A 25,164-nucleotide genomic window follows, 5' to 3' on the forward strand; every position below is an offset into this window, starting at 1 on the left:
AAAAACTTCGTTTTAATTACTGCTTTTTTAAACACTATAAGATACGTTCTTTAATATATATTTCCATATTGCAAGAGCAGAATTCTTCTTACCATCTACCCTATCCAAAACTTTTTTCAACTCCTTTATACTTTCTTTATAAGAAGGATTTTTCTCTACAGTTTTTACTGCAGATTGTATGTTATTTGCATTCCATTTGTGTATGGGAATTCTTATTGCTCCACCTCTAGCTTCTACATTATCAAGATTTATCTGCTGCTCTGGCTGTATGGCAAATCCAACAATGGGTGTTCCACTTGCAATGGCAGTTTGTATTGTACCCTGTCCACCATGAGATATAACTACATCTGCAAGCGAATTAACTAGGGGCGCTGGTACAAATGCATCTGTTATATAAATATTTGAGCTATCTTTTGCACAGGCAATTGCTTCATCAATTGGACATACTGCCTTAGGAGCTAAAATTACTGCACTCCATTTTTTGCCTATACCTTGAGTTAACGCCTTTATAGCCTCAAACAGGTACTCCTTTTTTCCTGAACTTCCAAGAGTACAAAAAATTTTTAAATTCTTGTTATCAGAGTTAAAAACTTTTAAAATATTTTCATCTACTACTCTATCATTTAAAGAAGATGCATACAATGGTCCTACAATTTTAAAAGTATCTGGTAGCATGATACCTTTATAAAATTCCTCAAAGTCATTTACAATTGTAAAGTCAGCTCTTAGCATATCAAATAAATTATTTATAGGTTGTCCTCTATAATTAAATTTTCTAAAAGCTTCTCTAATATTAGTTTGCACAAATGATGGATTTTTTAGCATTAAAGATTTTGGTATAGATTTTATTATTTTTTTACGAAGCTTTAATGGCAGATAGGTTAGAGGCTTAACCATGTCTGGAATATCTTTCATCAATTTATTAAGAGTGTCTTCATGTAAAGGTATGGGAAGATAGCAAATACCAGGCACCGGTTTATTAATCATTCTACGTGCAATACCTGCTATTGGGTAAAAGCCATGTATAACTACATCAGGCTTTAATTCATTAAGTGCATCAATTTCTCCCTTAATCAATTCAAAAGCAAGTTTTTTATCACCAATTAAATTAAAACTAGTAGGTTTAAAATCCTGATGAAATCCTATTCCAGGAAGTTTAGGATTACACTTATAAATTTTAAATCCATTAGAAATTACTTTTTCTTCAAACCTACTCCCTGTAGATAAAAAAACTATGTCTACTTCATAGTTCTCAGGACAAAATTTTCTAATTCCATCTGCTATCTCCAGAGCACGCGTTGCTTCTCCAGCATCTGAAAGTATAACTGAAAAAGCAATAGTTAAGTGCTTTTTCATGCTTATATAGCTCCTTTCAATATAATCTTCCACTTGATAAAACTTTAAATTTACCTCTGCAATTTTTTACTATATATGAATAAATCATTATATTATACTATAGAAAAACTTAGGAGGATTTATATATGAACTGTACTGATAAAAAATGCGTTATTATAATTGATAGAGAATTGCCCTTAGGGTTAATTGCCAATACTTCAGCTATCTTAGGTTGTACCTTAGGTAAATCTATAGGAAGTATTGTTGGTGAAGATGTTTCTGATATCGACAACTTTCCACATAAGGGAATTGTTAAAATACCAATACCAATACTATCATCAACCAAAAATAAAATAAGAGATTTCTATAATAGAGTAAAAGAAAAATACAGCAAAGAAATAACCATAATTGACTTTAATGACGTAGCTCAAAAATGCAAAATATATGATGATTACATACAAAAATTATCTTGCACTGATTCATCAGAATTAAACTATCTTGGAATTTGTTTATACGGCAGTAAAAAAACAATTACAAGCTTAACCGGAAGTTTACCAACATTAAAATAGAAAATTTCATTAATAATAACTGCAGCACTTGTGGGCTGCAGTTATTGTTTATACATACCTGGTGTAACTCCTGTATAATCTTTAAAATATTTTATAAAATGACTTTGATCATAAAATCCAGATTCCAACGCTGCATCCGTAAAATTTCTATTTTTTCTTATAAGCCTTTTGGCATAATTTATCCTTAAATTAGTTATATACTTGTGTGGTGATATTCCATAACAATTCTCAAATTGTCTAACTATGCAGTATTTACTCATATGTGATATTTCAGCTAAATCTTTCAGAGTTAAATTATTTAGATAATTTTTATCTATGTATTTTTTAATTTTTTCTAATTCAGCTAAATTGGGAACTTTAACGGCTTGCTTATTCCAATTTTTGTCCCTGTTATATTCTAAAAAGGAAATATAATTTATAAGTTTAGTCTCATTTTCAATATTCATTATGTTATTTTCAATGTTTGCAAATAATTTATAAGCATCTTTAAATGCAATTTTGTTTAATTTTATATATGAAAATTTTATATCCAATTTATCTCTATTAAATACAGTTTTAAACCAATCTTCATTTATATAAATCATTCTAAAATTCCAATTTTTATAGCTATAAGGAGTACATTTGTGAACTGTATTTTGTGGAATTATCAAAATTGTATTTTCCGAGATTTCATATTTCCCACTTTGCATTTTTGTACTGCAGTTTCCCTTTTCAACTAATCCGATAGAAACTTCATCATGAAAATGTTCTTTACATGAATGTATTGAGTTTTCACATTTTTTTATTTCTACATTTCCATTATAATCACTGAAATAATATCTTATTCCCTGCATTTTTCCTCCACACTATTTTTTATATATTCAACTTTCGCACATACAAAATTTTTTTAATTAATAGTTTAAGAATATTAATAGTTGCCTTTAATTGAATACTAGTATATCTTATAGTATATGTTACTTTTTTTAAGATTTCAATTATGTATACACAAAACTTGTTGACAAAATTTATGGAGGCGATAAATATATGATAACTATTCAAGAAAAAGCCCTTAAATATGCTAAAAAAATTCAAGGCTGTTTTCTAATTAGAACTCGTTCTAACTGCATAAGCTGTTGAACAGGTGAGATGACGAAAGTCACAAATCTCAGTGTTGAGGTTTTAAAGTATTTTAGTAAAAAAGAAATTTATGATGAATATGAATACTGTGGAATTAAAGTTTATATATTGAGTAGTTTAATTTTAGAAGAAAATGTGCATATATTCATGCTCCCTAAAATTCCATTCATGAAACCTGCTTTCAGCGTAAATGGGATAAAATATAATTAAAAATTAAGAGTTAAGAATTAATAATTAAGGATTTAACCTAAATTCATGAATTCAATAGGCATACTTTGTAAATACTAAATATGTTAAAAATTATTTATAGAGGAGGAAGCACAATATGACAAAGAATTTAAAAACCATGGATGGGAATCAAGCTGCTGCTGAAGCTTCCTATGCTTTTACAGATGTTGCAGCTGTTTATCCCATAACACCATCTACTCCGATGGCTGAACTTGTAGACGATCTATCCTCCCATGGTAAAAAAAATATATTCGGTCAACCAGTTAAACTTGTTGAAATGCAATCCGAAGCCGGTGCTGCTGGAGCTGTCCACGGATCATTGGCTGCTGGTGCACTGACAACTACATACACTGCTTCACAGGGACTACTTCTTATGATACCTAATATGTATAAGATTGCAGGTGAACTACTTCCTGGAGTATTTCATGTAACTGCCCGTGCAATTGCAACTCATGCACTATCAATTTTTGGTGATCATCAGGATGTTATGGCAACAAGGCAAACTGGATTTGCACTTTTAGCATCATCAAGTGTTCAAGAAGTTATGGATTTAGCGAATATTGCCCACCTTTCTGCAATTAAAGCCAGTGTTCCTTTTTTACATTTTTTCGATGGTTTCAGAACATCTCATGAATATCAAAAAATTGAAGTAATTGACCATGATGATGTTGCAAAATTAGTTGATTATAATGCAATCCAAAGATTTAGAGACAAATCTTTAAATCCTGAACATCCTTCAGTTAGAGGAACTGCTCAAAATCCCGATATTTATTTTCAGCAAAGAGAATCCTCAAATAAGTTCTTTGATGCTGTTCCAGATATTGTTGAAAGCTATATGAGAGAAATAGAAAAACTTACTGGAAGAGTATATCATCCATTTGATTACCATGGAGATCCAAATGCTGAATTTATAATTGTTGCCATGGGATCAGTTTGTGATACTGTAGAAGAAACTGTAGATTATTTAAGACAAAATAATGAAAAAGTAGGACTCATAAAAGTACACTTATACAGACCATTTTCTTCTTCTTACTTCTTTAAATATTTGCCTAAAACAGTTAAAAAAATTGCTGTTTTAGATAGAACAAAAGAACCTGGTTCTACAGGAGAACCTCTTTATTTAGATGTAGTAAATCTATTTTATAATAATGCAGATAAACCTGTAATTGTTGGTGGAAGATATGGATTGGGTTCAAAAGATACAACACCTTCTCAAATTTTAGCTGTATTTAAAAACCTTAAAAATCCTAATTCAAAAAATAGATTTACAATTGGAATAGTTGATGATGTTACAAATACATCTCTGGCTGAGGAAGAAATAATAGATACAACACCAGAAGGAACTATAAGATGTAAATTCTATGGTTTGGGATCAGATGGTACTGTAGGTGCAAATAAAACAGCAGTTAAGATCATAGGCGATAAAACAAATTTATATTGTCAGGCTTATTTCTCCTACGACAGTAAAAAATCAGGTGGAAGTACAGTTTCTCATTTGAGATTTGGCAATAAACCAATAAAATCACCTTATCTAGTTTATGAATCAGATTATACTGCTTGTCACAATAAGTCCTTTATTTACAATATAAATGTATTAAAAGGATTGAAGGAAAATGGCACATTTGTTTTAAACTGCCCTTGGAGCGAAAACGAATTAGATGAACATCTACCAGCTTCAATGAGACGGTATATTGCTGAAAATAACATACAATTCTATATAGTAGACGCAATTTCAATAGCACAAAAAGTTGGATTAGGTTCTAGAATAAATATGGTAATGCAAGCTGTTTTCTTTAAATTAGCCAATGTAATTCCTGTAGATCAGGCAATCCAGTACTTAAAAGACTCTGTAGAATATGCCTATGGTAAAAAAGGCGAAACTATAGTTAATGCAAACAAAGCAGCAATAGATGCAGGAACAAATGCTGGCCATAAAGTTACTGTACCAGAATCCTGGAAAAATGCTAAAGATCCAGATGTGCCAAAAAAAGAATTTCCTGATTTTATAAATAGAATTGAAAAACCTATGGCAAGACATGAAGGAGATGAACTTCCAGTCAGCGCTTTTAATGGAATGGAAGATGGTTCTTACCCACTTGGCGTAACAGCCTACGAAAAGCGTGGAATTGCAGTTTTCGTACCTGAATGGCAATTTGATAAATGTATTCAATGCAATCAATGTTCCTATGTTTGCCCTCACAGTGTAATAAGAGCCTGCTTACTAGATGATAAAGAAAAAGAAAATGCTCCTGAAAATTTTCTAACTAAAAAAACTGTTGGTAAAGGCCTTGAAAATTTACATTATCGTATTCAAATAAGTCCACTTGATTGTACCGGATGTGGAAATTGTGCAGATATATGTCCTGCTCCGGGAAAAGCTTTGATAATGAAACCTGCACAAGAAGAAATAGAAGAGCAGTCTGATAACTTTGAATATGCTTTCAAAATCACTCCTAAAGAAGGATTAATGGATTTGCATACAGTAAAAGGAAGTCAATTTGCAAGACCTCTTCTTGAATTTAATGGTGCTTGTCCTGGCTGTGGGGAAACTCCTTATATTAAACTTTTAACTCAACTTTATGGAGATAGAATGATGATAGCAAATGCAACAGGCTGTTCATCAATCTGGGGAGCAAGTGCACCTGCAATAGCCTACACTACAAACAATTTGGGCAAAGGGCCTTCCTGGGGTAATTCATTATTTGAAGATAACGCAGAATACGGATATGGAATGTTCCTTGGTGTAAAACAAATGCGAGAACGATTAGCTGATTTGATGGAAACAGCCATGACAATGGACATTAATTCTGAACTGAAAGAAGCCTTTAAAGAATGGCTTGCTGGATTCAATGATGCAGATACTTCAAAAAGAGCTTCTGCAAAAATACTAAAAATCCTGAGCAATGAAAGTTTAAAAAATAATAGTATTTTAAATGAAATATTTATGAAAAAAGATTATTTAATCAAAAAATCTCATTGGTTAATCGGTGGTGATGGATGGGCCTATGACATTGGATTTGGTGGTGTAGATCAAGTACTTGCCTTAGGTGATGATGTAAATATATTTGTTATGGACACAGAAGTCTACTCAAACACTGGTGGTCAATCATCAAAATCAACTCCTACGGGAGCAGTTGCAAAACTTGCTGCCAGCGGTAAAAAAATAAGGAAAAAAGATCTTGGGTTGATGGCCATGACTTATGGATACGTATATGTAACTCAAATAGCCATGGGTGCAAATATGAACCATACCATTAAAGCAATTACAGAAGCAGAAGCTTATAAAGGTCCTTCTCTAATCATAGCCTATGCACCTTGTATAAACCATGGTATTAAAACTGGAATGGGTACTAGTATGGCAGAAGAGAAAAAGGCTGTTGAATCCGGTTACTGGCACCTATATAGGTATAATCCTCTATTAAAACAGGAAGGTAAAAATCCATTTATATTAGACTCCAAAGAGCCTACAAAATCATATATAGACTTTATTAATGGAGAACTCCGTTATTCTTCATTAAAAACTATCTTCCCTGATGCAGTTGAAAAAGCATTTAAAGAATCTGAAAACAATGCCCATGAAAGATATGATATTTACAAGAAATTATCATCAATAAAATATTGATTACAATCAATGAATCTTACTTAGTGGGAAAAGCAGATATCCCAAATCTTTGATTTGGTGATAGTCGCTTTCTCTTTAGAGTTCTGTTTCTCCCACTAAGTTTAGATGAATTATCTAGGGGCGTAGCTACTGTTATCTTCCACTTTGATAGAAGTGGAAGTGTTACAAATAGGTAGCCATCAGATAAAAGACCTAACCAATCAGTTAGGTCTTTTATAATAGGAATTATTTTTCATTAGAATCTACATATTCTTTAGCATTCTTAACATCAAATTCACTTGGCACTGATACTTTCGAAATTGATTTTTCCTTATGGATATTTGCCCATGCTGCAGTATCGTGTTTTTCAATTGGCAGTTCCATGGAACCATCTTTAGTTCTATCTCCTTCCACAATAATTCCTCCTCTCATACATATTATCTTCAATTTTAAAAAATGTATGAAAAAATATAACATTTGATGCTAATATAAAAATTACAAGTGATTTTTATTATAGTCACTTTATCTCACTTGTCATTGATTAATATCTGATTTTTCCATAACTACTTTACAACCACCCTAATATGTAATATTAATCCCTAATACTTTCACTTTCTCACTAATCTTATTTGCTATATTTTTTAACTCATTTTCAATATACTCTATACCTTTAAACCTCATGCGGCTGATAGGTCCTGAAACACTTATCCCTGCTGCAATCTTTCCTTTACTATTATATATAGGTGCAGAAATGCATCCTAAACCATATTCATACTCTTCTATATCGTAAGAAACTTGCTCTGCTATTATCTTCTTTTTTTCTAACAAAAAATCCTCATAATTTGATATAGTGTTTACTGTTCTTTTTTGATTATGCCTTTTAAAGTAAGCTTTAATAATTTCGTCATCCTGATAACTAAGAAATATTTTTCCCATAGATGAACAATGCAGAGGAGATACAGGTATTAATCTTGAAACAAGTACTGAACTTTCTCCATTTACACTGAAAATTGTCACTACATTATCCTCATCTAATATTCCCAAATTTGTAGATTCTCCAGTTTTTGCAGAAAGATCTACCATAAAAGGTTTCGCAATCAAATTTAAGTCAACTTTAGATTTCACTTTTTCGCTATACTGAATAAAGATTAATCCTAAACCATATTTTCCATTTTTATCTTTTTCTATAATGGAATTTTGAAAAAGGGTATTTAAAATTCTATATGCTGTTGCCTTTGGTAAATCAAGATTAGAAGATATTTCAGAAACACCAATAGGAACCTCTGATTTATATATTTCATTTATAATTTGAATTGCTCTATCAACCATAGAAATACTATCATAATTTTGTGAATTATTAGTCAAAAAGGAACCCCTCCTCTATTACACTATGTTAATATAATAATATTATCTATAAATTACGTCAATTTATTATTGAATATTTATAAACATTATTGAATATTTATTGAAAATATTTTTATACATGCTATAATAGTCTTTGAAACACCGTTTCAGAAGTAATTTTTATTATAAGGAGATAATTTAGTATGAAAAATAAATTTTTATCTAAAAGATATTGGAATAGTATATCCACTCCAATGGGTGAAAGTAATGATCTTTTAAAAAAATTTGATGATATTATTGATTTCAGTCTCGGAGATCCTGATATTACAACTAGCGAAATTATAATAAAAAAAGCATTTGAAGATGCCATGAATGGTCATACACACTATACAGACTCTTTAGGTGATCCAGAACTTCGTAAAGAAATACGCAAATTTTATTTAGATAAATATGATTATAACGTTAAAAGCGATGAATGCATGATCACCACAAGTGGATGTCATGCAATGTGGCTTGCTCTAGAAGCTATTCTCGATGATGGAGACGAAGTCATAATACACGATCCTTATTTTACTCCCTATCCACAGCAAATAAAACTAGCTAGAGGTATTCCTGTACATCTTGAAACCTTTGAAGAAGAAGGATTTCAAGTAAATCCCAAAAGATTAGAAAACTTAATTACTAATAGAACAAAAGCAATAATAATAAATACACCAAATAACCCTTCAGGAGCATGTTTTAAAAAAGAAACACTTAAAGCAATTGCAGAAATTGCCATTAAATATGATTTAATCATAATTGCAGATGATATTTACACACTATTTAGCTACGAGGAACCATTTATTCCAATTACTACTCTTGAAAAAATGCGTGAGCGTACAATTACAATTGGCAGTTTCTCCAAAAACTATGCCATGACAGGATGGAGAATAGGCTATCTTATTGCACCTTCATTTATCATTCAAACTGCTAAAGATATAAATGAAAATAATGTGTTTGCCTCACCTTCAATATCCCAGCGTGCTGCTATTCATGCACTTAAAAATAGAGATAAAATACAACCTAAGATTGTTTCCGAATATAAAAAGAGGATTTTTTACGCCTATGATAGAATTTGTTCAATACCAAATATGTCGGTTTTAAAACCACGGGGCAGTATTTACCTTTTTGTCAATATAAAAGATACGGGACTTAGTTCAAAAGAAGTAGCAGATAAAATGCTAAATGAGGCTCATGTTCTTGTACTTCCTGGTAATGCTTTCGGTAAATGTGGTGAAGGATACATACGACTTGCCATGACAGTAAATACCCAAAAAATGAATGAAGCATTTAATCGTATAGAAAAAATGAACATTTTTAATAAATGCATGGTATCTGCTTTGTAACAGAGGGCTTCTTTGAAGCCCTACAATATACCACTTTGTAATTTGTAATATTTACTTCCATCGTATATCTGCTTTTCTCCTTGGTACAGTTCTTAAATATTTCACATTAGGATATCCGACTATCATGAAAGTTACAACCTTTCTCCCTTTCTTAACTCCAAGAAACTTACTTATTTTTTCATCCATTTGGGCAGCCGCAACAGAAAAACCACTAAACAACGTTCCAAGTCCTAAAGATTTAATCATAAGTTCCATATTTGACGATGCTAAAGCTCCATTTACTTCCTGTCTTGCCGTAACAACTATTACTACTGGAGCATTAAAAAATAATCTATCATTTTTAGGGTTTTCTTTATATTCCTTATACATATCAATCCATATTTTAGCATATCTTTGATAAAGTATATTTTTCTCATTTGTATCTTTAAGTATTTTTTCTCCAATTTGATTTAAACTTTCAATTATTAATTTTCTTAAATCCTGTATTCCATCTCTTACAACTATGTAAGATACATCCTGCATATTACTTGCTGTTTGGGTAAATCTTCCAGCTTCTACAATTTTAAGTAGTTTTTCCTCTTCTACCTCTTTGTCTTTAAATTGCCTTATAGTTCTTCTAAACTTAATAAAATTTAATAAAGTATCAGCATCTATGTAAAAATCTTCTTTATTATATTCTTTTACATCTTCCATGTTATATTCGTCTGTTGATACTGCATTTTTAGGACACACTGCAATACAGTGCCCACACTTTATGCAAGTAATATTATTGATTTTAGCTTTACCATCTATTATCTCTATGTCTCTTGCAAAACAATCTTTAACACATTGTCCGCATCCTATACACTTTTCACTATTTACATTCATCATAAAGTTTTTACTCCTTTTTCAATGTAATTTTATGCTTTTCTTATTCATATTTTAAAGCAGGGTTGCTTTAAAGCATAATATACCATTACTAAAACCTTCAATAAGATTTTCCTCGTATTTTATATAAACTGGATTACCCCCATAAACAGGATGAACGTACTTTACTTCTATTTCATTAGTTTGAATTGTATCACAAAGTTCTTTTAGTATAAGCAATCCTTGTACAACGGGATTTTCAGTGAGATGAATGGAATTTATATCTCCTGTAAGATGACTAAAATCTACAATTTCTTCTTTTGAAAAATTACGCCATAAAGTACCCACATCTTTGATAGGTTCTAATTGAGTAGCTTCTTTAACTACTGCATTCATCATTAAATAAACTGTTAACGTTTCTACAACTTCATTATTAACATATCCACTGCAATTAATTATACAAAGTCGTCTATTTCTTTTCATAATCTCATTTTTGTAAGTTTCATTTTCTAATTTTGATTGAAATCGTTGGTATTTTACCTTGGCAATAAATGCACCATCATAAAAAAAATCATCCTTTGTAGCAAATGCTCTAAATAAATCTATCATTTTATCCCCCGCCTTATAATACTTTATACAATATATCTAATCTATTTATGACTTATGTTTAAGATACAGCAATAGTCTTACTTAGTGTATTCTGTGAGTAATCTTTTAAATCCATCATAATTGTATTTAAACGCAAATCTTATCACATTTCTTCGTTCATCCCCATTCATATCACCTTCTAGGGAATCTAGCAGCATATTGAGCATATTGTAAAACACCATTCTTATTACTTTATAATTTTGAGTTGTCCTACAGTTATCTGCAAAATTATATTTTTGCAGATAACTACATTCCCGCTGTATTACATTTTCTAATATCTCTTCTTTCAAATTTTCATATTTTGTACCCTTACTGCACCTTAACAATATCAATAATCTTTTACGATTCGCTATTAAATCCTCTACCTGTTTATGATTTGGAATATACTTTTGTAAATCTTGTTCATTATTAAAAAAGGCTTTTGTTAATATTGGAAATATATTAGAATTATAATTTCTAAAAGCATCTACAAAAGATTGTGGTAAAACAGTATAAAATAAATTTTCTTTGTTTTTAAAATAAATATAAATATTTCCTACTGATATATTAGCCTTTTCAGAGATGTCCTTCATTTTTGTATTCAGATACCCTTTTTCCAGAAATATATCTATCGCTGAACCTTCAATTGCCTGCCTAATTTTGTCTTTTTTTATTTGAGCCATTTTACCCTCCGCCAATGTAAAACTGAATATATAATTCATTTTATAATATGACAGTTTGTTTGTCAACGAAGTCTGGATGGTATTATAAATATTTAAACTGGATGTTTTTGAAATACGCCCAAGTTGATATAATAAACTTAAGAACAACCTTAGCTAAGTGAGTGATTGTATGGAAATTAAAATAAACAGAAAAAGTAAAATTGCTTTATACGTTCAAATTGAAAATCAAATAAAAAATATGATTTATTCCAAAATACTTCCTGAAAACTACACATTACCATCTGAAAGACAACTTGCAAATACATTAAAAGTTAATAGAAGTACAGTAATTAAGGCCTATGACAAGCTTAAAGAAAAAGGTCTCATTGATTCAAATGCTAGAAGAGACACTTATATTAGCTTTTATGACAACCATGAAGAAAATGATCATAAAAAGTGCTTGTTTTGGGATGAAATATACAGCAAAAGTTCAAATAATAATTTTGATAATACAATAAGTAAAATTATGAATACTGATATCAATAGCAAAATGATTTCGTTTGGCGGCGGTATGCCATCACCAGATCTATTTCCTCAATTGGAATTTCAGAAAATACAAATGGATTTATTAAAAAATGAAGCAAAAAACATGTTTTTTCAAAGTCCCGTATCTGGAAACAAAGATTTAAAAAATGAAATTAGAAAACTTATGTTAAATAAAGAAGTTAGAATATCTACAAGCGACATAATTGTTACTTCTGGTTCTCAGCAGGGGTTGGATTTAGTTGTAAGAACTTTTGTAAATTATAATGATGTAATATTAGTGGAAAACCCAACGTTCTTTGGAGCTATCCAACTTCTTCAGACACTGGGTGCTAAAATCATAAGTATTCCTATGGATAAATGCGGCATGAAAGTTGATGTACTAGAATGTTTAATTAACAAATTTAACCCAAAATTTATTTATACCATACCAAATTTTCAAAATCCAACAGGAATCACTATGAGTCTTGAAAGAAGATATGACCTCATTAAAATTTCAGAAAAATATGGAATCCCCATAATTGAAGATGATCCCTATGGCGAACTCAGATATGAAGGTAACTATCTACCGCCTTTAAAAGCATTAGATAAAAGTGGTTATGTAATATATTTAAGTACATTTTCAAAAGTAATTTCTCTCGGTTTAAGAGTTGGCTGGATCGCTGCTCCAGAAAGGGTAATAGCTAAACTGAGTTTGTTTAAGCAGCTTACTGATTTACATGTAAATACCTTAAGTCAGCATATTGTATGTGAATTTTTGAGACAGGGCTATTATAAAGAGCATATTAAAAAAATAAGAAAAAGCTATTCTCTAAAAAGAGATTTGATGTCTGAAGAACTTACAAGCAATATTAAAAGTATAAAGTTTTTTAAACCTGAAGGTGGCTTTTATATTTGGTGTAAGCTTCCAGATAATATTTGCTTAAATTCACTTTTAAAAATATCTTTAAAAAATGGAGTAAATTATGTCACTGGAAACTCCTTCTACACTAAAAAGGATGAAAAAGGTAATTTTATAAGGTTAAATTTTACTTATCCTAAAAATAAAGAAATTATAAAAGGTATAAAGTTATTGCAACTTAGTATATCTGAAATAATTTAAAGGAGATGTTTAAATTGAAAAAAATTGGTTTAATAGGTGGTATGAGTTTTGAATCCACTTTAGAATATTACAAAATTATAAATGAAACTGTTAACAAAACCTTAGGAGGACTTCATTCAGCTGAATGTATATTATATTCGGTAGACTTTAATGAAATAGAAATTCTTCAACATCAAAATAAATGGGAGGAATTATCAAATATAATGGTTAATGCTGCTCAAAGTCTTAAAAAAGGCGGCGCTGATTTTATCATAATATGTACTAATACAATGCATAAACTAGCTCCTGATATAGAAAGCAAAGCTGGAATCAAGGTTTTACATATAGCAGAAGCTGCAGGTAAAAAAATAATTGAAAAACATATAAAAACTGTAGGACTCCTTGGAACAAAATTTACTATGGAAGAAGGTTTTTATAAAAAAGTTCTTAAAGATAAATTCAATATAAACGTAAGTATTCCAGATGAAGATGGTAGAGAAGTTATTCACCAAATCATATACAATGAATTATGTAAAGGTGTAATAAAAAATTCATCAAGAGAAAAGTATAAGCAAATAATAAACAATCTGCATTTAAATGGTGCTGAAGGAATAGTTCTTGGCTGTACCGAAATACCTCTTTTGATACAACAAAAAGATGTAGATATCCCAATATTTGACACAACAACAATCCATGCTGTTTCTGCTGTTGAGTTTGCTTTAAAGTAAATAAACTAAAGAAATACTTTATACTATAACTGATATTCTAATATAAGGACAGCAGCAGAAGTAATTAACTGCTGTTCTTATATTAATTTTAATACCTATGCCATCCTATTATAAAAATAAAACGCCTTTTATTTTTATAACAAACATTATTTACTATATTTTTTAAACAAATCATCAAGAGCCTCTCTTAAAAGAAATGCTTCAGTTCTATCTGTTGACTTAGAAAGTCTAGAAAGTCTATCAAGTTGTGTTTTTGTAAAATAGTTAGACTTTAAAACCATACTTTCTGATTCAGAAAGACATATTCTATTTTTGCCCAGTTCTTTAGCCCTAAACAAAGCACTATCTGCTACTCTAAAAAGTTCAACTACATTCTTAGCATCTCTTGGATAACTTGCAATTCCAAAGCTTAAAGTAAAATAAATATCTTCTGTTTTCATATTATCACTTATGTCAAATGTATTATCTGATAAATACCTCCTTATTTCCTCTAATTGCATAAATCCCCTTTCAGCACCTTGTTTTGCAAGTAATATATTAAATTCATCACCATGTCTATAAATACTATCTTCAGGTAACAAATTATTATTTAAAATTAATATAAGCTTTTCTATTACTTTATCAGCAATATCATTTCCATATAAATTATTTATATTTTTAAAATTGTCAATATCTGCAATTACAATACTAAAAGGGCCTTCATTTTTTGATATCAATTCCTCCATTCTAGATACAATATACTCTTTAGAAACAAGCTCCCTATTCATCAAAACAACCTCCATATATGATCTTTAATTAATTTATTTATTACACTTCAGTATTAGTATTCTATGATTAAAATTAATTTTCCAAATATATAATACTATAATGCCATCTATAATTATAATTTCAAATCTAAAACTATTCCAGTAAAAAATAAATTTAATTTAGCATATGTTTGAATTTAGTATAGCAACATATATATGTTGACATATATATGTTGCTATGATATACTTATATATATAATTTAAATATTGATAATGCTTAATCACTTTGAGCGGGAGAACCAATTTTTGGGGTGAATCTTATCCACGTGATAGGTAGGGTTAATTTCTTCGATCCGAATCCGTCAGCTAATCTCGTAAGCATTGAAGGGAAGTTTCAATATATAATATATATTTTGTGCTTTTTTTACTATAAATATAATTAGTAGATTTAATAAGTTGCATTTCACTTCTCTGCAGCTTATTATTTTTTGCAGTGATTAAGCATCATCTTACAAATCACGAACTTTTGAAAGGAGTTTTTTAACTTGCAAAGGAACTATAAAGACATACCATTATGGAGAAATACTTCCCCAGACGAATGGAACAATTGGGAATGGCAAATTTCTAATAGAATTACGACATTAGCAGAATTAGAACAAGTTGTAAATCTTAATGATAAAGAGAAAGATGGTGTACAAGCAAGTCTGAAGAAATTACGAATGGCAATAACACCCTATTATGCTACATTAATTGACCCTAATGACTATAATTGTCCAATTAGAAGGCAGGCAATTCCGACAATTTATGAGACAGAAATTTCTAAATGTGACAGTAATGATCCATTACATGAAACTCTTGATTCACCAGTTCCAGGATTGACACATAGATATCCAGACAGAGTCCTTCTACTTATTACCCAACAATGTTCTATGTACTGCAGACATTGTACAAGAAGACGTTTTGCAGGACATGCTGATAAAACTTTATCAACCAGTAATTTGATAAGAGCTTTCAAATATATAAAAGCTCATAAAGAAGTACGTGATGTATTAATATCTGGTGGAGACGCACTATGTGTTTCAGATGAAAAATTAGAATTTATATTAAAAGAATTAAGTAAAATAGATAACGTTGAAGTGATAAGAATTGGTACAAGAGTTCCTGTTGTTATGCCTCAAAGGATAACTTCTAAACTATGCAATATTATAAAAAAATATCATCCAGTTTGGATTAATACACAATTTAATCATCCAAATGAAATAACCAAGGACTCAATATTAGCTTGTAATATGCTTGCTGACGCTGGAATTCCTCTTGGAAATCAATCTGTACTTCTAAAAAATATAAATGACTGCCCATACATTATGAAAAGCCTTGTACAAAAATTAGTAGCTAATAGAATAAGACCTTATTATATATATCAATGCGATTTATCTGAAGGAATAGAACATTTTAGAACACCTGTATCCGCTGGTATCGAAATTATGGAATTATTACGTGGACATACTTCTGGATTTGCAGTTCCCACTTTTGTAATTGATGCCCCTGGAGGAGGCGGTAAAATACCTATTAATCCTCAATATGTAGTTTCTCAATCACCTGACAAACTAATTCTTAGAAACTATGAAGGAGTATTGTGCACCTACACGGAGCCTTCTGATAAATCCCATAAATGTAAACATTGCGGAATATGTGATAAATTTAAAAATTATGAGTCTAAAGGGCTGGAAAAACTTTTTAGAAATGAAAAAAACTGCTTAATTCCAAAAGATAATTTTAGAATGAGAAGGAGGGAAATAAATAGTGCTCATAAATAGACCTAAATCTGATTATGATTACCATACCAAAATAGATGAAAATGATATATATGTTGATCATACTAATAATCGTGTAAAAATAATTAATTTTAATAATATATCACTGCAAAGCGTAAAACAGATAATACATTTTGCTTCAAATCATCATTTAAGCAAAATTATTTGCAATTGTGATATTAATTCCTACAAAACTCTTTTTAATTCTGGATTCCAACTAGAAGGTAAAATTGACGCTTTCTTTAAAGGTAAAGACGCTTTTTGTATGTCATATTTCATAACAGATAGCAGAAAAAGCTATAAAAATGAAGAGAAAGAGAATCTATTTTTACTACAAAGTTTAAATGTTAAAAATAACTTTGTATTTAAAGAAAATACCTTTAAATACAATATAAGAAATGCTACAGAAAATGATATAGATGAATTAATAGCTTTATTTTCTAGCATATTCATTACGTACCCATCACCTGTATGTGACAAAGAATATTTAAAACAAACTATGAATAAAAAAGTTTTATACAAAGTCGCTGTGGACAATGGAAAAATAGTCGGAGCAGCATCGGCAGATTTAGACAAAAAAAACTTAAATGCAGAAATGACTGATTGTGCTACTTATCCTGATTACAGAGGTAAAGGCATATTATCAAATATAATTTATTTTTTAGAATTAGATCTTAAGAAAATGGGATTTATTAGTCTATATAGCCTTTCTAGAGCAATAAATCCCAGCATCAATTTTGTATTAAGTAAACACAACTATACCTTTAGAGGTAAACTAATAAATAACTGCAATATATGCGGGGGCTTTGAAAACATGAATATTTGGGTTAAGGTTATTAACTAATTATATAAAAGTTATATAGGGTATGTATTAATGTAAAATACATACCCTATTGTTTTTAACTATGATCACTATTACCAAAAATATAATTAAAATATGGCTACTTGCATATTTTTTGAGTAATATATAGTCAATCTAAAATTTAAGAAGAATAGAGATAATAAATAAGTTTTTTTCAAATTCAGTGGAAGTTAATTTTATAGTTCCACCATGCTTCTCTATAATTTTATGGTACATGTTTAGAATTGCTTATGGGATATATTCAATCATTCCCTAAAATCTCAAACTTTAAGATATATAGGAATTACAGAAGATCAGAAAAAATAAATTTATTTGCAATCTAATTTAGTAATCTATATCTTAATATGTAAGAATTTATTTTAAATCATGGTAGAAAATAATTCTATATATATTAACTTGATTTTTTAATCCTTAGTGTATAATTTCCGCGTTTTGCTGCCTATACCCCAACATCCATATTAATAACTCCTAATTCTACTATTTTTTATTACCATTGAAGCTGCTATGAGAAAAGCTCCAATTGCTAAAAATATAATTGGAATATGACAGTTTGCAGCCTTTGAGGTAATGCCAAGAAAATCTAAATTTGTTAAACCATTTAATATACCTACATACCACAAAATTATATAAGTTATTTCAAAAGCGGTAGAACTTCTAGCAAAATTTCCAATAAAAATTCCTAAGGAATTTACAAAGAAGATTCCCATTAAAATATAAGCAGCTCTTAAAAAGTTATGCATTAGTAAAAACTTTATTATCACAGATGTATTTATAAGTATAGTAAATAAAATTCCAGCAGTAGCTGAATTTAAAAGCTCTGCATTCCTGTAATTTTTATAAGTTAAAAGATAACTTTCCATATTAAAATCCATTTGAATAGTACCTAATTTAGACCATATTAAAATAGGTAAAATCCATATTACAGGAATTAAAAGTTTATTTAAGTTGTCGCCTTCTGAAAAGAATACTCCTATAAAGCAGAAAATTAAGACTGCATACCAGTATAAATTAGGATAAGCAAGTATAATTTTAAGATTACTTTTTAATATGCTGAGGTTATTGGAATAAGTTTTGTTTTCAAAAATTTCACTTAACACTGTTCTTTTAAAAGAAGTATATTCTTTTTCTTTTACAAGACTATTAACATTTGCAGAAGCTTTTGTTCTAATAAGAGAAGTTCTTTTGAAAAACATGGAGGCTAAAAAAAGCAAAAGGATCCCTATAAAAATCCAAAATAATCTTCCAAGTAGTATATTTAAACCAATAGTTACTTTATCCATTATAAAAGTTTTAATATTGTTATGAAGCGGCCCGCTTGTTCCAAGGCTAAAAGAATCTACACTGGAAAACTCCTTAAAGCTATGCTTTAATTGTTCTAATATTATTTTGGAAATAGTATTTATTCCAAAAACATCTGCTAAGATAAAAGTTCTATTTGTAATAGAGTATATAAATATACCAGACCAAGTGAAGAAATAGGCTATATTTCCAAAAGAGTTCCTTAGAAAAGGAATAACTTCAAAAATTATTGCTATAACTGCTGTAATAAAACAAGCTGGGACTGCTAATATTAAAAAGGGTGTTAAAAGTTTAATTGGTTGTAAATAGTAGCTTTCACCTCTAACAAATTGCATTATAATAGTAATTATAATAACTACAAACATTTGAACCAGAAGAAATAATAAATTACCAAAAGCTTTCCCAAATATAAATATCCAGGATTTTGTTCCTATAGAAGCGGTTATTTCACCTATTAAAAGTTCCTTCTCTCTCTTTATAGAATTCCTAACAAAGTAAAAGCCAATTAAAGTTACAACGCTGATAAAGGCTATGGTAGAAACCCAGCCAAGCCATACCGAATTATAAATACCTCTATAAAAGTATTCACCAAAAGAATAATTTAATGTATAGTAAATGCTGCTGTTATTCTGTGGGAAGAATAAATAGGATATATACATCATTAAAAGAGTTATAATGAATGTACTTTTTCTTCTTATTCTATCTAAAAAATCAGATATTCCTATATAGTAAATTTCATATATGCTATTCAATATTTTCACCTCTCTTTTTTGAGGTATAATAAATATAAGCATCTTCAAGGGTAGGAAGCACGCTTAATGCATTTGATAATGGTTTTGATTCTGATATTATTCTTACAACCATTCCTTCACTTCTTCTTATGATATTCCCTGTTATATAGTTGTCTTTTATTTCTTTAAGGTGACTTTCTTCAGTTAAGCATTCCCACACATTTCCTTGTAATGAATTTAAAAGCTCTTCATTTTTACAAAAACATATAAGTTTACCTTTATCAATAAGAACTATTTTTTCAGCTGAAGCTTCTGCATCAGATACTATATGGGTAGACAATATGATTATTTTATCTTTTGATAAACTATTAATTAGATTTCTAAAGTTCATTCTTTCATTAGGATCTAACCCAACAGTAGGTTCATCTACTATAAGAATTTTAGGATCATTTAGAAGAGCTTGTGCAATACCTATTCTTTGCTTCATACCACCAGAATACTTTCCTATATTTTTATTTGCAGCTTCACTAAGATTTAATAAATAAATAAGTTCATTTATTCTGTTTGCTGCTTTTTTCATATTAAGTCCTTTTAAAGCTGCCATATATTTTAGAAATTCAACCGCAGTTAAATTAGGAAATACTCCAAAGCTTTGAGGTAAATACCCTAGAGCATGTCTAAGTTCATCTCCGTTTTTATGGATGTTGCATCCATTCCAGGTAATAACACCTTCAGTTGGTTTTGAAACTGTTGCAATCATCTTCATTAACGTTGATTTTCCAGCACCATTTGCACCCAAAAGACCTATTATTCCTCTATCTAATTCAAGATTGAAATTTGAAAGGGCTGTAAAATTGTTTGAATATTTTTTAGAAACATTTTTTATTGAAAGCATAGTATTCCTCCTAAATTTAAATAATAACTCCATTTAACATAATAATAGGTTAGCCTTAATATAAAGCTAACCTAACCTTAATAAAATCTAAAATTTAAGAGGAATAGAGATAACAAATAAGTTTTTTTCAAATTCAGTGGAAGTTAATTTTATAGTTCCACCATGCTTCTCTATAATTTTTTTTGTTATGGCGAGTCCAAGACCGCTTCCACTAGAACTATTTTTTACAAATGGTTCAAATATTGCATCTCTTATTGATTTGTCAATACTTTCTCCATCATTACCAATTTCTAAGATTACATTATTATTTTTTAAATAACATACAATCTTTAATTTTGTATAACTTTCATTATGGTTTAAAGCATTATTTAATATATTGGAAATTGCTCTTTTCATAAGTTTCTCATCAAATTTGAACACAATAGGATATTCACTAATATTAATATCTAGGTTAAAGTGCTTATTTTGAAATTCTTCATAGTATTCTACAATAAGACGTCTAAGCCATTCAGTAAAGTTAAGTTTCACTAAAGAAGGGCTGTATTCTGAATCTTCTAGTTTTGAAAGTGCAAATAAATCCTCAATAAGTTCTGTAGAATATACTGATTTATTATGTATTATTTTTAAAAATTTATTTTTTTCCTCTAGGGTTACATTTTCTTCTAATAAAAGCTTGGAGAATCCTTGAATAGAGGTTATAGGAGTTTTTAAATCATGGGATATATCAACTAAAAGTCTTTTTTTACTTGCATCTATTCTTTTATTTTCTTCTTTAACCTTTTCAAGTTCTATTACCATTTCATTAAATTCATTTTCTACTTCTTGAAGTTCTTTTAAACCTTTTACGTTAGTTCTAGTAGCATAATCAAGTTTTTTTAAATTTTTTATACTATGTACAAAGGTTTTAAGAGGATTTGTTATAAATTTTGAACTTATACGGCTGTAAATATATAAACCTATTAATAAATAAAGAAACTGAATTAAATATAATACACCATAGACTTTAAAAGAGAGAAGACTGTCAGCTTTAGTATATAAATTAGGTTTGTAGGTAAATGAAAGTGTAAGTTTTCTTCTATCAATTTTGTAAAGAAAAACATAGGGCTCACCATGTTTTCCTTTTACTGAAAACACTTCTCCAAAGTAAGGATTTTGAGGTGAGTAATTTCCAACGGAAGATAATCTAAACAGCTGTTCTTCAGTATATTGCATTATGTTATCTTTCTTTTCACCTTTTACATAGATTACTTTTTTATCTTCGTTCAGAACTTCTTCCCAAGCGCCCATTTCAGAGAGGGCACCTAATTTTATCTTATCAAAATCTTCATTATAATAAAAAGCCATTGCTACATTGCTTATTTGTTGATCCTTAAAAATAAATTTTTTTACAATAAGGGTTGACGATTTATATGACAGCTGTATAATTACATATAGTATTAGAAAAGTTATTAAACAATTTATAATGAGGAAGCTTTTTACACCTAATTTTTTCTTAGTAATATTAAAATTAATCTTCATAATTTTAATTACCTTCAAATATATAACCAAGACCCCTTATGGTCTTAATAAATTTAGGTTCTTTAGGATTGTCTTCTATTTTTTCTCTTAACTTACTTATATAAACCATTATAATTTTTTCATCTCCAAGGTAACACTGCCCCCATACCTCTTCATACAACTGCCCTTTAGTAAAAACTTTATTTTTATTTTTTATAAGAAAACATATAAGCTTATATTCAAAGGAAGTCAATCGAATTTGTACATCATTCTTATATACTTTACAAGTGGTTTCATCTAATTTTAGATGTTCATTAATTACTGTAATATTATTTACTTCTTTGGGAGTGTTAAGCATAGTGCTTCTTCTTAAAAGAGCTTTAACCCTTGCAACGAGTTCTAGAGTATTAAAAGGCTTGGCAAGATAATCATCTGCTCCAAGAAACAGGCCGTCAATTTTATCAATATCTTCACCTTTAGCAGATAAAAATATTATAGGGGTATTATTTTTCCCTCTAATTTTTCTTAAAACTTCTTTGCCATCAAGCTGAGGCATCATTATGTCCAATATTATAATATCTATTTGTTCCTTTTCAAAGATTTCTAATGCTTCCTTACCATTAAATGCTTTATAAGTATTATAGCCATTATTCTTCATATAAAAATCTATTAATTCTACAATTTCCTTATCATCGTCTACAATTAAAATTGAATTCATTTTTTTACTCCTTAATTGCCAAATTGACAATTGTTTTATAATTTCCTATATTAAGTAGTTTAATATGCTTATTAAACTGCGTCAAGTTCAAGCTATTAAGCCCTTTAAATACTCTTAGCCTTGTAAAAACAGCTTTTCTGTAGGAAACTTTTAAATCAAAAATTATTTTAGAAGTAAAAATTATCACAAATTTAATGCTGTATTAAGTTTACATTAATAAAACATTAATTTTAGCAATATATACTTATATTAAATTCAAAAAATTGAATGCTTGAAACTTAGGAGGCAACATCATGATAAAAAAAGTATTATTAATTTTTGTGGCAATTTTAGCTGTAGCAGGAGGCATATTGTTTTTCTCACCAGCTAAAGCTGAGGATTCGCAAAGAATCTTTACTTCAAAAGAAATATCAAATTTAGAGGAAATATCATTAAATGGGGATTTTGATGTTAATATTACATCTTCTGATTCAAGGGATATACAATGCAGCTTTTCTAAGCTTAAAAAAGGATTTGTATTTGGAACTTATAACTTTGAAGCCAACATAGAAAATAATGTTTTAAATGTTACCTCAGACAGTAAAATAGGTACATTTTGTATTGGTGGTTGTGAAAATTTAAGATTGAATATCGATATACCAAAAAGTTATAAAAATAAACTATATATAAAATCTAAATTAAGCAAAGTAAACATATTAAATTCAAATTCAAAGGATATACAATGTGATGTACATGATAGCAATATCAAAATTTCCTTAGATAATATATGTGGTAATATTACTGTAAATTCAAACTTAGGAAATATAAACTTAAAACTTCCTAAAGATGAAAAATTTAATTTATCTGCTAAATCACATATGGGTGAAGTAACTAATAATCTTGCTTCAAATGTAGATCATTCTTTAAAAGAAAAGAATATTAATCTTTCATCTTCAGATGGTAATATAACTATATCAGGCAGCTAATTTGTTTTAACTGCAGCATTCTCACATGGTGCTGCAACCTTTCCACATGCAAATGATAATATTATTGCTGCTATAACACATATTGCTGCGGCAATACATGTAACCTTAGTTGCAAATCCAAATTCTGCCTGCCATAGTAATGTACTTTTTAACCCCTTTGATATGAATGTAGATGCTGAATTGTTCATGCTAAAGGCAATAAGTGCTGCAGAAATTGCCTCCCCTGACATCATCCCAAAAGTTCTCATCGTACCAAGAGCTGCTGAAGCAACTCCCCTTCTATCTGCAGTTACACTTCCCATTACTGCACTAGTATTAGGCGTTTGAAAAAGTCCTCCCCCAAAACCATATATAAAGAAAACTGCAGTTATCATCAAAATTGGTGTTGAAGCATTAAATCCTCCAACGAATAAAGTAGCTAATGTCACTACCGCAAGTCCAATACATCCTATATAGCGGCTGTCAAAATTATCTGAGATTGCACCACTTAATGGAGCTGCTATAATCATAGCTATTGACATAGGTAACATCATTACTCCAGACATAAAAGGTGTGAACATTTTCATCTTCTGTAAATAATACGGAGCTAGAAAAGCTAGAATAAATTCTCCCATATAAAAAAACATAGTTGCAAAGGTACTTCCTGTAAAAACTTTATTTTTAAAAAGCTCCATGTTAAGTATTGGATGCTTTGCTTTCTTTTCAAACATTATAAATAATACGAGTGCAAAAATACCTCCTAAAAGAAAAAAAATACTTCCTATATTAAAATAGGATTTACTCAAAAGGTTTAATGGAAGTAGAATTAAGAAAATAGCAGCAATAATTAATGTACTCCCGGCAAAGTCAAATTGAACTTCATTTCTTCTTTTATCATCTTTTCTAATAACTTTAATAGCTAATACAGAAACAATTATACCAATTGGAATATTTATAAAAAATATACTGCTCCAGCCTACCTTAGAAGCTATAAGTCCTCCTAATGCCGGACCTGTACAAACAGCTACAGCTACAGAAATAGCTATCATTCCCAAGGATTTTCCTCTATTTTTAGGATCTACTGTATCAATTATAATTGGACTTCCACTAGAAGAAATCATAGAAGCTCCAATTGCCTGAGTAATTCTAAAAACAATCAACATGACAATAGAAGTTGATAGTGCACAAAAAAGAGAACTTATTGTAAATGAGATTAAACCTGCCACATAAACTTTCTTATGTCCAAGGATATCAGAAAGTCTTCCAAACGTAAGTTGTGTTGCACCAAGTACCATTAAGTAACCTACTATTACCCATTCTATAGATGACATACTGGCATGAAAATACGACTGCATTATCGGCAGGGCAGTATTTACGACATTTACATCAAAGCTAGATATAAATGTACCAAGCATAATTATAATTACTGTACTTATTCCTGTTTTACTTTTCATTGAATTCATATTATAGCCTCCAAATTAGAATGTGAATATTTGTTCTTGTTTATGTTGATTATATTACGCCAAGTTTATCCATAAGTCAATATATAAATAAGAACTTTTATTCATATTTTTTATTGACAACCTATTATTA

21 protein-coding genes and 1 riboswitch are annotated in these 25,164 nt (G+C 29.4%); of the genes, 8 read left to right on the forward strand and 13 right to left on the reverse strand.

Features of this window, described 5'->3' with window-relative positions:
• Positions 1-27: 27 nt before the first annotated feature.
• A complete protein-coding gene (locus DMR38_RS14855; protein ID WP_127722033.1) occupies positions 28-1,356 on the reverse strand; it encodes a nucleotide disphospho-sugar-binding domain-containing protein in 1,329 nt (442 codons plus the stop codon).
• Positions 1,357-1,481: 125 nt separating this feature from the next.
• Between DMR38_RS14855 and DMR38_RS14860 the strand changes: the two genes are divergently transcribed.
• A complete protein-coding gene (locus tag DMR38_RS14860) occupies positions 1,482-1,904 on the forward strand; it encodes a DUF2000 domain-containing protein (RefSeq protein ID WP_127722034.1) in 423 nt (140 codons plus the stop codon).
• A gap of 41 nt (positions 1,905-1,945) precedes the next feature.
• Here DMR38_RS14860 and DMR38_RS14865 read toward each other — a convergent pair whose 3' ends face one another.
• On the reverse strand, positions 1,946-2,737 hold the full coding sequence (locus DMR38_RS14865; protein ID WP_127722035.1) for an AraC family transcriptional regulator: 792 nt from the start codon (positions 2,735-2,737) through the stop codon (positions 1,946-1,948).
• A gap of 608 nt (positions 2,738-3,345) precedes the next feature.
• Between DMR38_RS14865 and nifJ the strand changes: the two genes are divergently transcribed.
• Positions 3,346-6,870, forward strand: coding sequence for a pyruvate:ferredoxin (flavodoxin) oxidoreductase (nifJ, locus tag DMR38_RS14870; RefSeq protein ID WP_127722036.1), 3,525 nt, complete (start codon positions 3,346-3,348; stop codon positions 6,868-6,870).
• Positions 6,871-7,095: 225 nt separating this feature from the next.
• On the opposite strand, the gene DMR38_RS14875 is transcribed toward nifJ, so the two are convergent.
• On the reverse strand, positions 7,096-7,281 hold the full coding sequence (locus tag DMR38_RS14875) for a DUF3787 domain-containing protein (protein ID WP_175413022.1): 186 nt from the start codon (positions 7,279-7,281) through the stop codon (positions 7,096-7,098).
• A 147-nt stretch (positions 7,282-7,428) separates the two neighbouring features.
• Complete coding sequence (locus DMR38_RS14880) at positions 7,429-8,214, reverse strand: IclR family transcriptional regulator (protein ID WP_127722037.1); 786 nt, start codon at positions 8,212-8,214, stop codon at positions 7,429-7,431.
• Positions 8,215-8,396: 182 nt separating this feature from the next.
• Here DMR38_RS14880 and DMR38_RS14885 point away from each other — a divergent pair, with 182 nt between their 5' ends.
• Positions 8,397-9,578: a pyridoxal phosphate-dependent aminotransferase gene (locus DMR38_RS14885; RefSeq protein WP_127722038.1), complete on the forward strand. Its 1,182-nt coding sequence runs from the start codon at positions 8,397-8,399 to the stop codon at positions 9,576-9,578.
• 51 nt (positions 9,579-9,629) lie between these two features.
• On the opposite strand, the gene DMR38_RS14890 is transcribed toward DMR38_RS14885, so the two are convergent.
• From DMR38_RS14890 to DMR38_RS14900, 3 genes are all read right to left on the reverse strand, one after another.
• Positions 9,630-10,448 (reverse strand): nitroreductase family protein, encoded by an 819-nt coding sequence (locus DMR38_RS14890; RefSeq protein ID WP_127722039.1) that lies wholly within the window; start codon positions 10,446-10,448, stop codon positions 9,630-9,632.
• 51 nt (positions 10,449-10,499) lie between these two features.
• On the reverse strand, positions 10,500-11,033 hold the full coding sequence (locus tag DMR38_RS14895) for a MaoC family dehydratase (protein ID WP_127722040.1): 534 nt from the start codon (positions 11,031-11,033) through the stop codon (positions 10,500-10,502).
• Between the two features lie 77 nt (positions 11,034-11,110).
• Positions 11,111-11,734: a TetR/AcrR family transcriptional regulator gene (locus DMR38_RS14900; protein WP_127722041.1), complete on the reverse strand. Its 624-nt coding sequence runs from the start codon at positions 11,732-11,734 to the stop codon at positions 11,111-11,113.
• A gap of 169 nt (positions 11,735-11,903) precedes the next feature.
• On the opposite strand from DMR38_RS14900, the gene DMR38_RS14905 reads away from it, so the two are divergent.
• Both DMR38_RS14905 and DMR38_RS14910 read left to right on the forward strand, forming a co-directional pair.
• Positions 11,904-13,358: a PLP-dependent aminotransferase family protein gene (locus DMR38_RS14905; RefSeq protein ID WP_127722042.1), complete on the forward strand. Its 1,455-nt coding sequence runs from the start codon at positions 11,904-11,906 to the stop codon at positions 13,356-13,358.
• Between the two features lie 14 nt (positions 13,359-13,372).
• Complete coding sequence (locus DMR38_RS14910) at positions 13,373-14,065, forward strand: aspartate/glutamate racemase family protein (protein ID WP_127722043.1); 693 nt, start codon at positions 13,373-13,375, stop codon at positions 14,063-14,065.
• 146 nt (positions 14,066-14,211) lie between these two features.
• On the opposite strand, the gene DMR38_RS14915 is transcribed toward DMR38_RS14910, so the two are convergent.
• Positions 14,212-14,832 carry a GGDEF domain-containing protein gene (locus DMR38_RS14915; RefSeq protein ID WP_127722044.1) on the reverse strand — a complete coding sequence of 207 codons (621 nt, stop codon included), beginning with the start codon at positions 14,830-14,832 and terminating at the stop codon, positions 14,212-14,214.
• A gap of 243 nt (positions 14,833-15,075) precedes the next feature.
• A riboswitch (cyclic di-AMP (ydaO/yuaA leader) is annotated at positions 15,076-15,207 on the forward strand.
• 149 nt (positions 15,208-15,356) lie between these two features.
• On the opposite strand from DMR38_RS14915, the gene ablA reads away from it, so the two are divergent.
• Both ablA and ablB read left to right on the forward strand, forming a co-directional pair.
• Entirely contained in the window at positions 15,357-16,628 is a 1,272-nt protein-coding gene (gene ablA, locus DMR38_RS14920; RefSeq protein WP_127722045.1) for a lysine 2,3-aminomutase, read from the forward strand.
• Positions 16,615-17,469 carry a putative beta-lysine N-acetyltransferase gene (gene ablB, locus DMR38_RS14925; protein WP_127722046.1) on the forward strand — a complete coding sequence of 285 codons (855 nt, stop codon included), beginning with the start codon at positions 16,615-16,617 and terminating at the stop codon, positions 17,467-17,469. The genes ablA and ablB overlap by 14 nt, the downstream gene beginning before the upstream one ends.
• A gap of 476 nt (positions 17,470-17,945) precedes the next feature.
• Here ablB and DMR38_RS14935 read toward each other — a convergent pair whose 3' ends face one another.
• The 4 genes from DMR38_RS14935 to DMR38_RS14950 all read right to left on the reverse strand — a co-directional run bounded on the left by DMR38_RS14935 (position 17,946) and on the right by DMR38_RS14950 (position 22,627).
• Positions 17,946-19,538, reverse strand: a complete 1,593-nt coding sequence (locus DMR38_RS14935; protein WP_127722047.1) for a hypothetical protein — start codon at positions 19,536-19,538, stop codon at positions 17,946-17,948.
• Positions 19,531-20,412, reverse strand: a complete 882-nt coding sequence (locus DMR38_RS14940) for an ABC transporter ATP-binding protein (protein WP_127722048.1) — start codon at positions 20,410-20,412, stop codon at positions 19,531-19,533. Before DMR38_RS14940 ends, DMR38_RS14935 begins: the two co-directional genes overlap by 8 nt.
• Positions 20,413-20,499: 87 nt before the next feature.
• The gene (locus DMR38_RS14945) at positions 20,500-21,930 is read right to left on the reverse strand and encodes a HAMP domain-containing sensor histidine kinase (RefSeq protein WP_127722049.1); all 1,431 of its coding nucleotides are present in this window, start codon (positions 21,928-21,930) and stop codon (positions 20,500-20,502) included.
• A gap of 4 nt (positions 21,931-21,934) precedes the next feature.
• Positions 21,935-22,627, reverse strand: a complete 693-nt coding sequence (locus tag DMR38_RS14950) for a response regulator transcription factor (protein WP_127722050.1) — start codon at positions 22,625-22,627, stop codon at positions 21,935-21,937.
• A 293-nt stretch (positions 22,628-22,920) separates the two neighbouring features.
• On the opposite strand from DMR38_RS14950, the gene DMR38_RS14955 reads away from it, so the two are divergent.
• Positions 22,921-23,592 carry a DUF4097 family beta strand repeat-containing protein gene (locus DMR38_RS14955; RefSeq protein WP_127722051.1) on the forward strand — a complete coding sequence of 224 codons (672 nt, stop codon included), beginning with the start codon at positions 22,921-22,923 and terminating at the stop codon, positions 23,590-23,592.
• Here the strand turns inward: DMR38_RS14955 and DMR38_RS14960 are convergent.
• Positions 23,589-25,034 (reverse strand): MFS transporter, encoded by a 1,446-nt coding sequence (locus DMR38_RS14960; protein ID WP_243124311.1) that lies wholly within the window; start codon positions 25,032-25,034, stop codon positions 23,589-23,591. The genes DMR38_RS14955 and DMR38_RS14960 overlap by 4 nt on opposite strands.
• Positions 25,035-25,164 lie beyond the last annotated feature (130 nt).

Source organism: Clostridium sp. AWRP, assembly GCF_004006395.2.
In the GTDB taxonomy this organism is placed as follows: domain Bacteria; phylum Bacillota; class Clostridia; order Clostridiales; family Clostridiaceae; genus Clostridium_B.